We start from the raw sequence: 14,537 nt of genomic DNA on the forward strand, positions 1-14,537 counted from the left end.
AAATGAATTTTTTGAAACCTCTTCGTAACTTGATTTACGGAGAGGTTTTTTCCTTAATGCTTTTCTAATGAAACTTTCAGCAAAAACAAGAATTATTCATGCAGAGTTCACATTTCGTTCAAATTCAAGCAGTATAATGACGGCATAAAGAAAATGAACAATGATAAATGCATTGGAGGAATAAGCATGTATGATTTTGATGATGTAAATCCGAAAAAGAATGAAAATGAATCCCAGGAAGAAGAATTGATTGAAGGGTCCGGAGGTGAAACAAGAGGCGAACACTTTGAAAAAGAAGAATCTATTGAAATGGAAGCAAATGTGATTTCAGTAGAAGAAGAAAAAGCCGAAGAAAAAAAATCAGAAGAACAAACAGAGCAGACCGCAATGCAGGAGGAGAGCAGAGAAGAGTCTCCTCGCCCCTCTGTCAGAGAATACCATTATGAAGAAAAGGTGAAAAAGAGCCCCAGAAAGAGAAAAGGCTGGACAAAATTTATCGCAGGCTGCCTGATCGTCAGCATTGCCGGTGGGGCATCTATTGGTGCGGGCTATGGTGCTGCTGAACATTATTTCCAGAGCCGGAACAGCGTGCAGACCACAGCGGTAACGGATACGGAAAAGACCTCTTTTCTGACGGATGGTCTTTCCACAGTAGATATTGTAAAGAAAGTAAAACCCTCTGTAGTTAGTGTTTCTACAACAGTAACAGGAACAGCCAAATATTTTGGCAAATATACAGTGCCCTATGAAACCGAAGGGGCAGGCAGCGGTGTTATCTTCTATTCGGATGACAGCAAAGTTGCCATTGCAACCAATAATCATGTAATCGAAGGGGCAAGTTCTATCTATGTTACGTTTGAAGGCGATATCAGCGTATCTGCTAAGGTCATCGGTACCAAGAGCGAATCTGACTTGGCAGTATTGTCTGTATCCTGGGATGACCTGAAAGCAGCAGGCATCACCAGCGTGACAACAGCTACCTTCGGTGATTCCGATTCTCTGGAAGTTGGCGAATGTGTCATCGCCATCGGCAATGCCATGGGCATGGGCCTTTCTGCAACAGATGGTATCATCAGCATGAAAGAACAGACCATCAGCGTTGATGGGAATAATCTGACTGTTCTGCAGACCAGCGCAGCCATCAACAGCGGCAACAGCGGCGGTGCCTTGGTAAACAGCAAAGGCGAAGTCATTGGTATCAATACAGCAAAATATAATTCTTCCATGGCAGAAGGCATGGGCTATGCGATTCCCAGTAATGTCATTACTCCTATTGTAGAAGAACTGTTGGATACAGGAACACAGCCGAAGCCTTATATTGGCATTACAGGCACCAGCATCACAGAAGAAAACGCTTCCCTGTATAAACTGCCTGTAGGCGCATTGATCATGGAAGTGACAGAAAACGGCCCTGCGGCAAAAGCAGGCCTGCAGGTAGGCGATGTGATTACGCAGTATGATGGGAAAACCGTTATGGATATGGATACATTGGTGGAAATGGTGAATGACACAGAGATTGGCAAGACAGTGGATATTCATGTAGTGAGAAATGGCCAGGAAGGCGTTGATCTGAAAATCAAGATCGGCGATAAAAATATGTGATATAACGGAGAAAATTTTGCGGAACAGAAAGGCACTTTTTGTTTGCAGGCAAATGGCTTTCTATGACAAGAGATAGTTGCCAAAAATATGCTGCCAAAAATTTCATAAAGAAGCAGACCCCGATTCTATGGAATCGGGGTTTTTATGTTGGAATAGAAGATTGCATTTTTGCAGAAGGTATTGTAAAATATAAGAACGGATGTTCCTATTTTTGCGTATTTTGGAAAAGAAAGAAGGGGGAAAAGCAGGATGGATCGAATTTATGTTTGTATCGATTTGAAAAGTTTTTATGCTTCAGTGGAATGCGTGGAACGGGGGCTGGATCCTATGAAGACAAATCTTGTGGTGGCAGATGCATCCCGTACAGAAAAAACCATTTGCCTTGCCGTTTCTCCTGCCTTGAAATCTTTTGGGATACCGGGGCGGCCGCGGCTGTTTGAAGTGGTGCAGAAGGTGCGGGAACTGAATGATGAAAGAAAACGGAAGATTCCTGCGAAAATATTCCGGGATACTTCTTACGATAAAGAAGCCCTGCAGAAAGATCCATCTTTGGAGATTTCCTATATCACAGCAGTGCCCAGAATGGCCCATTATATGAAGTACAGTGCAGAAATTTATGAGATTTATCTGAAATATATCGCACCGGAAGATATCCATGTATATTCCATTGATGAAGTTTTTATGGATTTGACCTCTTATTTGAATTTCTATAAAATGTCTGCCCGTCAGCTGGCTGCAAAAATCATGGGACATGTGTATGATGCCACCGGCATTACTGCAACGGCCGGCCTGGGTACAAATCTTTACCTCGCAAAAGTAGCCATGGATATCTTGGCAAAACATATGCCGCCGGATGAAAAGGGGATGCGTATTGCAGAATTGGATGAACTGTCCTATCGGCAGCAGTTGTGGAACCATCAGCCAATCTCGGATTTCTGGCGGGTTGGCAGGGGCTATACGAAAAAACTTTATGCCCTTGGGCTGCGTACCATGGGGGATATTGCCAGATATTCCCTGGATCCGCGGGGAGAAGATCATCTATATGCAGTATTTGGTGTGAATGCAGAACTCTTGATTGATCATGCCTGGGGCTGGGAACCTTGCGGCATGGTCAATATCAAAGAATATAAGCCAGAAAGCAATAGTCTGGGTTCGGGTCAGGTATTGCAATGTGCGTATCCTTCGGAACAGGCAAAGATGGTTGTGCGGGAAATGACAGATCTGTTGGCACTTAGCTTGGTAGAAAAGGGAGTGGTGACAGATCAACTGGTGCTGACAATAGGGTTTGATATTGAAAATTTGACTAATCCGGAAATTCGAAAGCAGTATAAAGGTGCTGTTGTAACAGATGCCTATGGCAGAAAGGTTCCAAAGCATGCCCACGGAACAATAAATTTGAAAAAGCATACAAATTCCGCCAGGCAGATTATCGCTGCTGTTATGGAATTATACGACCGCATTATAGAGAAAAAGCTGTTGGTGCGAAGGATCAATATCACAGCAAATCATATCATTGCGGAAAAGGATATCAAAGAAGATATGAAGTATGAGCAGATGGATCTGTTTACAGATGCAGCAGCAGAGGAAGAAAAGCGGAAAGCGGAAGAAGAAGAGCTGGAAAAAGAAAGGCATTTGCAGCAGGCTGTATTGCAGATACAAAAGAAATATGGAAAAAATTCTATTCTGAAAGGTGTAAACCTGATGGAGGGAGCAACGACGATGAGCCGGAATAGACAGATTGGCGGGCATAGAGCCTGAGAAAGGAGCGGTTTTCATGAGCGAAAAATTTCAGGAAATTCATCAATATGATGATATCATTCATCTTCCGCATCATCAGTCTGTTCACCGCCCGCAGATGCCGGTGGCAGACAGGGCGGCGCAATTTGCACCGTTTTCGGCATTATCTGGATATGATGAGATGATAAAGGATGCAGCGGAAGCCAAAAGGCAGGAGAAATAGCTGGGAGAACTGCGAAAAAATTGAAAAAATACCAAAACAGTGCATTGCGGGGGAGGATTTCTGGGATATTTCCCCGCAAGAGCCTGTTGTTTGACGTTTTATTGCATACTGTGATATACTAAAACGAACTACAGCGGATTGTAAGGTGTAGCTGCAAGAAACGTAAATTTTATTTTTTGAAGTATTTGTGCGTTATACGATAATATTTGTTTAATAAAACGGCTAAAAATGGTTGACAAAGGCTATATTGAATGCTAAATTAAACTTAAGAATGCGTTATAGCGTACGCATTTGGAACCAAGGAGGAAACTTATGGATGCAATGAGCAGTATGATTTCTGCAAATCTGAAGCGAATTCGTAAAGAGAAAAAATTAAGCCTCGACGCGGTGGCTGAAATGACAGGTGTCAGCAAAAGCATGCTGGGGCAGATCGAAAGAGGAGAATCCAGCCCAACGGTTGCGACCCTTTGGAAGATCGCTACAGGCCTTCATATTTCTTTTACGGCACTGTTGGAAGGAGAAGCGGAGGAGACAAATTTCATTCCCAGAGAGGACCTGCAGGCTCTTCTGAGTGATGAAGGCCGTTTCCGGTTGTATCCCTTTTTCCCTTATGATGACAGCAAAAGATTTGAGATGCTGTCCATTGAAATGGAACCGGGCTGTCGTTCGGAATCCGTTCCCCATGAGGAAGGAACAGAAGAATATGTACTTGTTTTTGAAGGGGCATTAAAGCTGACGGTCGGAGAAAATGAATATCTGATCCAAGCGGGAGATGGAATCCGTTATGGTGCATCAAAACCCCATGTCTATGAAAATCCCGGCAATGTCCCTTCCAAGTTATGTATGGTTATTTACTACAAAAAATAAATATGACTAGATTGGGAGGTCAGGTGAGTTTATGAGCGTTACACCCAGAGTAGAAAAAATCCGTCAAAATTATCTGAATGAAAAACCCCATATTTCTTGTGAAAGAGCAAGAATCTGGACAGAATCTTTTAAAAGAACAGAAGGTCTGCCTCAGCAGATCCGTACAGCACAGGCATTTTACGATGCTTGTAAGGAACTTCCTGTTACCATTTTTGAAGGGGAATTGATCGTTGGCGCCAGCGGCGAATTCCGCAGATGCGGTATTCTGACTCCGGAATATGGCTGGAAATGGGTCGATGATGAAATGGATAATTTCGCGACTCGTCCGCAGGATCCTTATGATATGACAGATGAACAGAGAGAATTCTGCCGGAAGGAAATTTTCCCTTATTGGGCAGGAAAATCAGTAGAAGATACATTCCTGGCGCGGGCTTCTGAAGAAACAAAGAAAATCGGCGTGGATACAGGTTTCTTGGATACTGACTCCAAATGGCGCGGCGGGATTGGCGAAATTTCTCCCGACTATGTTGACCAGCTGTTCCCCAAGGGCTTTGGCGGCATCAAAAAAGAAGCCATGGCATATATGGCAGACCTGAGCGAAACAGACCCTGCCGATATGAAGAAAAGAGATTTCTATAAATCTATTATTCTTGTCTGCGATGGTATTATCACACTGGCAAATCGTTACAGCCAGAAGGCAAAAGAAATGGCGGCTGCAGAAACAGATGCTGTCAGAAAGGCTGAATTGGAGGAAATCGCCGCAGTTTGTGCTGCTGTTCCTGAAAATCCTCCCACTTCCTTCCGTGAAGCAATCCAGTTTGCATGGTTTGTAGAATTGGGCGGCATCATTGCGGAAAATCCTTTGGCATTGAATGTTGGCCGTTTCGACCAGTTTATGTATCCTTACTATAAAGCCGATGAAGATGCTGGCAAGATCGATTATGATACAGCTCTGGAATTGGTAGAATGCCTGTGGCTGAAATATTCCGAATGGGTATGGGTAATTTCTTCCAATACTGCTGGTTTCTTCGCTGGCTATACAAACTTTGAAAATCTGACAGTTGGCGGTACTAAGGCAGACGGTACCAACGGCATCAATACCGTATCTTATATGGCACTTCAGGCTACCAAAGAAATCAAGACCCACCAGCCCACTTTGAGCTGCCGGATTCAGCCCGATTGTCCTCCTGAATTTATGGAAGCAGTTACAGAATTGGTATCCACAGGCTGCGGCTTCCCTGCAATCCACAGCGACCGTGTAGGCTATCAGATGCTGAGAAACCTGGGCTGTGAACCGGAGGACGCAAAGGATTGGAACAACTGCGGCTGCGTAGTGCCCCATTCCAGAAAGACATTTGAATGGACTTCTTCCTGCAACATCAGCTTTACCGCTGCACTGGAATTTGCCCTGAATGAAGGCAAGAGCAGATTGACCGGCAAACAGGTGGCTCTGCCTGAAAAGGATCCCAAAACCTTTACATCTTATGAAGAAATCAAAGAGGCTTACTTCAAACAGTTCTCTTATATGGTAAAACATGGCGTTATCAGCCTGATTACTGCCCAGGAAATCAATCAGAAGAAGGCACCTCGTCCTTTCCTGTCCGCATGTAATGAATTCTGTCTGAAAAACGGCGCAGACCTGGTTGATGGTGGTGCAAAATACAATATCGGTCCTGTATTCACAGGCTGCGGCCTTGCGGTAACAGCAAACTGCTTCGCTGTTATCAAGAAGCTGGTATTTGAAGATAAAGTAACAACTATGAGCGAGCTGATCGATGCTTTGAATGCAAACTGGGAAGGCTATGAAGAACTGCGTGCAAAAGCCCAGGCTGTACCCAAATATGGCAATGACATCGACTATGTAGACAGCATCGCAAAAGAACTGGCAGATTATTACTATCATGATGTAACCTCTTACACAGACTACTATGGTCATAAATTTACAACTGCTTTCATGGGCATCTCCAACTATCTGCCTACAGGTAAGGTGCTGGGTGCAACACCCGATGGCAGAAAGGCAACAGAACCCATTACAGAAGGTGTATCTCCTTACACAGGTTCCGATACATCCAGCTGCCTGGCGGCGCTGCGTTCTTCTGCAAAGATGGGACATGATATCCATGCCGGCGGTACCCTTTTGAATCTGCGTCTGAACCATGATCTGGTGGCAACACCCCGTGGACGGGCAAACCTGGGCGCAATGCTGCAGTCCTACTTTGCTCTGGGCGGCTTCCACGTACAGTTCAATACAGTTTCCAATGAAGTACTGAGAGATGCACAGGCACATCCTGAAAATTATAAGGATCTGCTGGTTCGTGTGGCAGGCTACAGCACACAGTTTGTAAATCTGTCCAAGTCCATGCAGGAATCTATCATGGCAAGAAATGCCCATGAATCCTTCTAATTCATAGGTTGGGATAATAGGCTTCGTATTGTAAGCAGAAAAACATGGAATGTGATACAGGAAAGAGAGCAAATGCTCTCTTTCTTGTGTATCATTGGAATTTGCAGGAAAAGCTGACATTTTTCTTTCAAGAAAAAACGGCAGACCTGCTTTGCTTGAAAAATGGAAGGTGGATGGATTATGTCTGTGAAAGGGTATTTGATGCAGCTGCAGCCTTTTTCTGTTAATGATGGAGATGGAATCAGGACGACGATTTTTTTGCCGGGCTGCCCCTTACACTGCAAATGGTGTGCCAATCCGGAAGGCGCTCAGCAAACGCCTCTGGTTGGATTTTATCACAGGCTCTGCATTGGCTGTGGCGCTTGTGTGAAGGCCTGTCCGAAAGGAATTGGTATCGATCTGAATCAGGAAAGAGAAAAATGTATCAGCTGTGGTGCTTGTGTAAAGGCTTGCCCGAAAGGAGCCAGAAAACAGCTGGTCGCCTATGCAGACGCAGATCAGATCATTGCCGAGGCAGAGAAGCATCGTATTTTTTATCAGTCATCCGGCGGAGGCATCACATTTTCCGGCGGGGAGGCAACCTCTCAGCTGGAGCTTTTGGATTATCTGAGCAAACATCTGTATGATCGGGGATATAGCCTTGCGATTGAAACCTGTGGATTTTTTGATTTTGATGCCGTATTGCCTGTTTTAAAACGTATGGACTTGATTTTCATGGATTTGAAACATATGGACAGCGAAGTGCATCAGCATTTTACAGGTGTACCCAATGAAAAAATTCTGGAAAATATAAAGCGGCTGGGAGAAACAGGCGCTGAAATCGTGATTCGCATTCCTGTGATTGAAGGAGTCAATGCGACAGAAGATAATATCCGAAAAAGTGCAATGTTCGTAAAAGAACATTTGCCGAAGGCGAAAATGGAACTTTTGCCCTACCATAAATTTGGTTTTGGGAAATATGAAGCATTGGGCCTGCCTTTGCCTTCGGAGGAATTTGAGACACCATCGAAAGAACGAATGAAAAAATTTTATGAGATTCTTTCGGATGTCGGTGTAGAAAAAATTGAATATCGTTAAATGAATGGATGGAAACCACCGGAACAGAATGTTCGGGTGGTTTTTTCTATGGAAGTCCATATTTGCGGATCATGGAGTATGTTGCTCCCATGAAGTCGAAGGGCTGATGAGCTGGAAACAGGCGCAAAAATGATTGTCTGTAGAGGAATATCGGAAAGAAATGGATGGAATTTACAGCACATGTGTGACTGCTGATACTTTGGATGAATCCCCTATGGCATATAAAAATCTGAAAGAGATTACAAATCAAATCGGACTGACGGTAGATATTATAGAACAAATAAGATCTGTGTATAATTTCAAGGCAGTGGATGGAATGTTTACCTCATCTGTTTCTGGAAATACAGAGTGTTATATTTGCAGAAAGCGTTTTTTAACGGCGACTGTACATTTATTTGTACAGCCACTGCTTTTATGCTATACTATAGAAAACGCTGAATGGGAAGGGGGAGTTATCATGGCAATTCAACCGCAGAAAATGAAAACTTTATACTTGATGGAAATTTTATTGCAGAGAACCGATGAAAAACATATCCTGTCTGCAAATGATTTGGCAGCTGCATTGCAGGAATATGGCATCAAAGCGGAACGAAAGAGCATCTATGCAGATATTGAGGCACTGCAGCAATTTGGAATGGATATTGTACAGCAGAAGGGCGCCCATCCGGGGTATTACGTTGCCAGCCGCAATTTTGAGCTTCCTGAGCTGAAGCTTTTGGTGGATGCAGTACAATCATCGAAGTTTATCACAACCAAAAAATCTGATGAGTTGATTCGTAAGCTGGAGGGAATGACCAGTAAATACGAGGCGCAGCAGCTGCAGCGGGATGTATTTATTTATAATCGCCTGAAGACAATAAATGAAACGATTTATTATAACGTTGACCAGATTCATAATGCACTGCATTCCAATGCACAAATTTCTTTTCAGTATGCTGAGTGGACGACAAAAAAAGAACTCCAGCTAAAGAAGAATGGTGCATTATATTTTGTCAGCCCCTGGGCACTTACGTGGGATGATGAAAACTATTATTTGATTGCTTATGATGCAGCTGCAGATATCATAAAACATTATCGTGTAGATAAAATGAAGCATATTCATATTTTGGATGAAGTGCGCGTCGGCAAGGAGAGATTTTTAGATTTTGATTTGGCCGCTTTTGCTAAGAAAACATTTGGTATGTATGGCGGTTATGATACGAATGTGACTTTGCTTTGCCATAATAGCTTGGTAGGCGTTATGTTGGATCGGTTTGGGCAGGATGTTCCGTTGGTGCCGGTAGATGAGGAGCATTTTTATGTAAAACCATTAGTCGCTGTCAGTCCGCAGTTTTTTGGCTGGGTTACAGGAATTGGAAGCCTGATTAAAATTGACGGCCCTGAAAATGTGAAGCGGGAATATCAGGAATATCTGAAAAAAATCATAGAGAATTATGTATAAAAGAATGGCTGTTCAAATCGATGAACAGCCATTTTGCTATTTTTATGACGAAAGAATAAATCTATCATAGTTCCTTTTTTATATTTTTCAGCGAAATCGGGAAAGATCAGGCTTTGATCGCTTCGCAAATCAGTCTGCCCATTTCCTTTGTGCCAACTTTTGTTGTTCCTTCGCTGTAGATATCGGGGGTTCTGTAGCCGGCATCCAGCACCTTCGTTACAGCATCTTCAATGGCTTTGGATTCCTCCACCAAACCGAAGGAGAATTTCAGCATCATGGCTGCGGAAAGGATAGTAGCAATGGGGTTTGCCATATCTTTGCCTGCGATATCCGGTGCAGAGCCGTGGATAGGTTCATACATGCCGAAGGCACCGTCTGCCAGGCTGGCAGAGGGCAGCATGCCGATGGAGCCTGTAATCTGGCTGGCTTCATCAGAGATGATATCGCCAAAGATATTAGAGGTTACGATGACATCGAAATGCTTGGGATTGCGTACCAGCTGCATAGCCGCGTTATCTACGTACATGTGATCCAGTTCCACTTCGGGGTAGTCTTTTGCCACTTCTGTAACGGTTCTGCGCCACAGTTTGCTGCTTTCCAGCACGTTTGCCTTATCGATGCTTGTTACTCGCTTATTACGCTTCATAGCGGCTTCAAAGGCCTGTACAGCGATACGTTTTACTTCAAATTCACTGTAAGCTTCCATATCATAGGCTTCCTGCCCATATTTGCCTTCGCGGTAACCTCTTTCGCCGAAATAAATACCGCCTGTCAGTTCTCGTACAACAAGAATGTCTAAGCTGTCGCCAATGATTTCAGCCTTGATGGGGCTGGCTGCGCTCAGGGCCTGATGGATGATGGCGGGGCGCAGATTTGCATACAAGCCTAAGCTGCTTCTCAGTTTCAGCAGAGCGCCTGCTTCGGGGCGCAGATTTGCAGGCAGATGATCCCATTTAGGGCCGCCAACGGCACCCAGGAGGATGGCATCGCTGTTTTTGCATGCTTCCAATGTTTCATCGGGCAGGGGTTCTCCGTATACATCATACGCACAGCCGCCGGCCAGTTTTTCGTTGAATTGAAAGCTGTGGCCGTATTTTGCACCAACGCATTCCAATACACCCATAGCTTCGGTAACGACATCGGGGCCGATGCCGTCGCCCTTTAATACTGTTATATTATAGGTTCCCATTGTTTCTCACCTTATCCTTCGATTTTTTCTTTTGTATAGGTTACCAGACCGCCGGCTGCCATGATCTTCTGCATAAATTCGGGGAAGGGCGCTGCCTGATAGGTCTTGCCTTTTGTTTCGTTTGTGATAACGCCTGTGTTGAAGTCTACAGAAACGGTTTCACCTGCTTCGATATCGTTGGCTGCTTCTTCACATTCCAGAATAGGCAAACCGATGTTGATGGCATTGCGGTAGAAAATACGGGCAAAAGTGGAGGCAATGACGCAGGAAACGCCTGCGCATTTGATTGCCAGAGGTGCATGTTCCCGAGAGGAACCGCAGCCGAAGTTCTTTGTGGCAACGATGATGTCGCCTTCCTTTACATTATTTACAAAATCTGCGTCAATATCGATCATGCAGTATTTTGCCAGTTCTTCGCCGCTGGATACATTCAGGTATCTTGCGGGAATGATAACGTCTGTATCGACGTTGTCGCCATATTTGAATACTTTACCTTTTGCTGTTTCCATTATTTGTTCCCTCCTGCGATTTTTTCGGGGTCAGCGATGTAGCCTGCGATAGCGGAAGCCGCTGCAACGGCGGGACTAGCCAAATATACTTCGCTTTCTACGTGACCCATTCTGCCTACAAAGTTTCTGTTTGTTGTGGAAACACAACGTTCGCCTGCTGCCAGGATACCCATATGACCGCCCAGGCAGGGACCGCAGGTAGGGGTGCTGAAAATGGCACCGGCTTTTACGATATCTTCCACGTAGCCGAGGCGGATGCAGTCCAGATAGATCTGCTGGGTAGCGGGGATCACGATGGTGCGCACTTTGGGATTTACCTGTTTGCCCCGCAGGATGTCTGCGGCGATTTTCATATCGTTCAGTCTGCCGTTGGTACAGGAACCAATGACAACCTGATCGATGGGGATATTTCCCGCTTCATCGATGGTTTTTGTATTTTCAGGCAGGTGGGGGAAGGAAACGGTAGGTCTCAGTGTGCTCAGGTCGATGGTATAAACTTCATCGTATTCTGCATCCTCATCTGCTTCGTAAACAACAGGTTCTTTCACAGAATGTTCTTTTACATATTCCAGTGTTTTTTCGTCAACGGGGAAAATACCGTTTTTCGCGCCGGCTTCAATGGCCATGTTTGCCATAGAGAAGCGGTCATCCATTGTCAGGTACTGGATACCATCGCCGACAAATTCCATGCTGCGGTACAATGCACCGTCAACACCGATCAAACCAATGATATGCAGGATGATATCTTTCCCGCTGATCCATTTGGCGGGTTTGCCTGTCAGTACAAATTTGATGGCACTGGGCACTTTGAACCATGCCTCGCCTGTTGCCATACCAATGGCCATATCTGTGCTGCCAATACCTGTGGAGAAAGCACCCAATGCGCCATAAGTACAAGTATGAGAGTCGGCACCGATGATGACCTGTCCGGGCACAACAATCCCTTTTTCGGGCAGAAGGGCATGTTCAATCCCCATCTGACCTACGTCGAAAAAGTTCTTTACTTCCATATCATAAGCAAAGGTGCGGCAGGCTTTGCACTGTTCTGCCGCCTTGATGTCTTTGTTGGGGGTGAAGTGATCCAAAACGATGACTACCTTGTCCTTATCAAAGACTTCCTTTGCGCCTGTTTTCTTGAATTCTTTCAGAGCAACGGCTGTTGTAATGTCGTTGCCCATAACTACATCCAGTTTTGCCTGGATGAGCTGTCCTGCTTTTACGCTTGCTTCCCCTGCATGGGCAGCAAGGATCTTTTGTGTCATTGTCATTCCCATGATGTTATCCTCCGTATCTTATTTGATGATTTTGTTTGTTGTGCTGACAACGGCGCGCAGAGAAGATTTTGTTACGTTGCTGGATGTGCCTGCGCCGAAATACATGCCGCCTTCATTATCAGCAATTTGGATATAGGAGATCGCTCTGGATTTTGTACCATGGGACATAGAGTGTTCCCGATAATCTACAACTTCCATGACGATGTTGAATCTATCTTCGATAGCGTGGCAGAGAGCGGAAATGATACCGTTTCCTGTGCCGGTCAAAGTGATGGGTTCTCCATGATAGTTGCACTGAGCTTCGATGGCAACGTCTTCATGGTTTTTCATAACGATTTCTTTATAGCCTACCAGTTCCAGAGGTGCTCTGTTGTCTACATAATGATCTACGAATGCTTCATAGATATCGGCAGGTGTCAGGTCTTTATGCCGCTTGTCGCTCATGCTGGTGGTAACAGTGCTGAAATCCTGCTGGAATGCCTTAGGCAGATACAGACCGAAATTCTGTTCCAGAATGAAAGCTACGCCGCCTTTGCCGCTCTGGCTGTTGATACGAACGATAGGGTCATAGTTTCTGCCAACATCCACAGGGTCAATAGGCAGATAAGGTACTTCCCATCTGTCGGGGTGTTTCTTCATAGCTTCCATGCCTTTGCGGATAGCATCCTGATGGGAGCCGGAGAAAGCTGTGTAAACCAGAGAGCCTGCATAAGGATGTCTGGGGGAGATCTGCATTCTTGTGGATTCTTCATAAATTCTGACAGCATCATCGATATGGCTGAAATCCAGTTCGGGGTCGATGCCCTGAGAGAAGAGGTTCATGGCTACATTCATGACATCTGTGTTGCCTGTTCTTTCGCCGTTGCCAAACAGTGTGCCTTCCACACGGTCAGCCCCTGCCAGCATAGCCAGTTCTGTTGCCGCCACGGCTGTGCCGCGGTCATTGTGGGCGTGCAGGCTGACATAGATGCTGTCTCTGTATTTCAGGTTTTCGCAGCAGTATTCGATCTGGTCTGCGTAAACATTGGGCGTTGCCATTTCTACGGTAGAGGGCAGGTTGATGATGGCCTTATGATCGGGTGTGGGCTGCCAAATATCCAGAACCGCGTTGCAGATTTCCACAGCAAAGGGCATTTCTGTACCGGTAAAGCTTTCGGGAGAATATTCAAAGAAGAATTCTGTTTCAGGCATTTTTGCTGCTTCTTCTTTCAGCAGGACAGCACCTGATACCGCCAAGTCGATGGTTTCCTGCATGGAATTGCCGAAAACAACATCTCTCTGCAGAGTAGAAGTAGAATTGTACAGATGGACGATAGCCTTTTTTGCGCCTTTCAGAGATTCGAATGTTTTTTTGATGATGTGGGGTCTGCTTTGTGTCAGAACCTGTACGGTAACATCATCGGGGATCAGGTTATTTTCGATCAGTGTTCTTGCAAACTCAAATTCTGTATCACTGGCAGCAGGAAAGCCGATCTCGATTTCCTTAAATCCTGTATCTACTAAGAACTGGAAGAATTTCAGTTTTTCAGGCAGATTCATAGGAATTTCCAGAGACTGGTTGCCATCTCTCATATCAACGCTGCACCATACAGGCGCTTTTGTAATCGTATTGCTGGGCCATTTGCGGTTGGGCATATCCATGGGGGGATAAGGTCTGTACTTTGTGTAATTCATCATTTGTTTTTCCTCCTTGGTTTTCGTGTTTTCAATCTCTAATGTGTTTCCGTTTGCTTTTATCTTTGGTTCGTGATTTTCGTTCAGTTTGGGAGCGGGGAAAATAAAAAAGCCCATCATCTCTTTAATCATTTAAGAGACGAAAGGCCATAAACTTCCGCGGTACCACTCTTTTTTATCCCCAAAAGGGGATACACTTTCTCAGATACGGGCTTAAAAAGCCGATATCCTGTCGGGGTAACGGTCGACTGCCGGTTGCACCTACTGAAACATTCCTCTTTCAGCGAACCACTCCGAGGCCAGTTCAATTTTCCGTTTGTTACCTGCTCGCACCGCCCGCAGACTCTCTGAGAACATCTGGAAAATCTACTATTCCTCTTCTTCGTGTTTTTTCTGTATCAGAATAAATACAATTTAAACACTAAATTGTATTTTTGTCAATACAATTTTTGAATTTTTAAAAAAATTTTTTCTAAAAGGGAAAATGGAAATATCGTTGTCTGTCTCTATGCTTTTATGATATAATATCTCTATAGAAGC

Annotated in this window: 11 protein-coding genes and 1 other annotated feature; of the genes, 7 read left to right on the plus strand and 4 right to left on the minus strand. The window is 44.7% G+C overall.

The window, feature by feature from the left end:
* Positions 1-186: 186 nt before the first annotated feature.
* The 7 genes from ACI39P_RS09000 to ACI39P_RS09030 all read left to right on the plus strand — a co-directional run bounded on the left by ACI39P_RS09000 (position 187) and on the right by ACI39P_RS09030 (position 9,351).
* Positions 187-1,602 carry a trypsin-like peptidase domain-containing protein gene (locus tag ACI39P_RS09000; protein WP_439720331.1) on the plus strand — a complete coding sequence of 472 codons (1,416 nt, stop codon included), beginning with the start codon at positions 187-189 and terminating at the stop codon, positions 1,600-1,602.
* 249 nt (positions 1,603-1,851) lie between these two features.
* Positions 1,852-3,360, plus strand: coding sequence for a Y-family DNA polymerase (locus ACI39P_RS09005; RefSeq protein ID WP_439720332.1), 1,509 nt, complete (start codon positions 1,852-1,854; stop codon positions 3,358-3,360).
* A gap of 16 nt (positions 3,361-3,376) precedes the next feature.
* Positions 3,377-3,562 carry a hypothetical protein gene (locus ACI39P_RS09010; RefSeq protein WP_439720333.1) on the plus strand — a complete coding sequence of 62 codons (186 nt, stop codon included), beginning with the start codon at positions 3,377-3,379 and terminating at the stop codon, positions 3,560-3,562.
* 312 nt (positions 3,563-3,874) lie between these two features.
* Positions 3,875-4,429 (plus strand): helix-turn-helix domain-containing protein, encoded by a 555-nt coding sequence (locus ACI39P_RS09015; RefSeq protein WP_439720334.1) that lies wholly within the window; start codon positions 3,875-3,877, stop codon positions 4,427-4,429.
* A gap of 31 nt (positions 4,430-4,460) precedes the next feature.
* Positions 4,461-6,833, plus strand: a complete 2,373-nt coding sequence (locus ACI39P_RS09020; protein WP_439720336.1) for a glycyl radical protein — start codon at positions 4,461-4,463, stop codon at positions 6,831-6,833.
* A gap of 180 nt (positions 6,834-7,013) precedes the next feature.
* On the plus strand, positions 7,014-7,910 hold the full coding sequence (locus tag ACI39P_RS09025) for a glycyl-radical enzyme activating protein (RefSeq protein ID WP_439720337.1): 897 nt from the start codon (positions 7,014-7,016) through the stop codon (positions 7,908-7,910).
* Positions 7,911-8,367: 457 nt separating this feature from the next.
* Positions 8,368-9,351, plus strand: a complete 984-nt coding sequence (locus tag ACI39P_RS09030; protein WP_439720407.1) for a WYL domain-containing protein — start codon at positions 8,368-8,370, stop codon at positions 9,349-9,351.
* Positions 9,352-9,457: 106 nt separating this feature from the next.
* Here the strand turns inward: ACI39P_RS09030 and leuB are convergent, their stop codons facing one another.
* From leuB to leuA, 4 genes are read right to left on the minus strand one after another with little or no spacing between them, the layout of a single operon-like run.
* A complete protein-coding gene (gene leuB / locus ACI39P_RS09035; protein WP_439720338.1) occupies positions 9,458-10,540 on the minus strand; it encodes a 3-isopropylmalate dehydrogenase in 1,083 nt (360 codons plus the stop codon).
* Positions 10,541-10,551: 11 nt separating this feature from the next.
* Positions 10,552-11,049, minus strand: a complete 498-nt coding sequence (gene leuD, locus ACI39P_RS09040) for a 3-isopropylmalate dehydratase small subunit (RefSeq protein ID WP_439720339.1) — start codon at positions 11,047-11,049, stop codon at positions 10,552-10,554.
* Positions 11,049-12,323 (minus strand): 3-isopropylmalate dehydratase large subunit, encoded by a 1,275-nt coding sequence (leuC, locus tag ACI39P_RS09045; protein ID WP_439720340.1) that lies wholly within the window; start codon positions 12,321-12,323, stop codon positions 11,049-11,051. Before leuC ends, leuD begins: the two co-directional genes overlap by 1 nt.
* Positions 12,324-12,341: 18 nt before the next feature.
* Positions 12,342-14,000 (minus strand): 2-isopropylmalate synthase, encoded by a 1,659-nt coding sequence (leuA, locus tag ACI39P_RS09050; protein WP_439720341.1) that lies wholly within the window; start codon positions 13,998-14,000, stop codon positions 12,342-12,344.
* Positions 14,001-14,129: 129 nt separating this feature from the next.
* Positions 14,130-14,389: a binding site (T-box leader), on the minus strand.
* Between the last annotated feature and the right edge of the window lie 148 nt (positions 14,390-14,537).

The sequence above is a fragment of the Anaerotignum sp. genome, from assembly GCF_051877975.1.
Lineage (GTDB): Bacteria > Bacillota > Clostridia > Lachnospirales > Anaerotignaceae > Anaerotignum_A.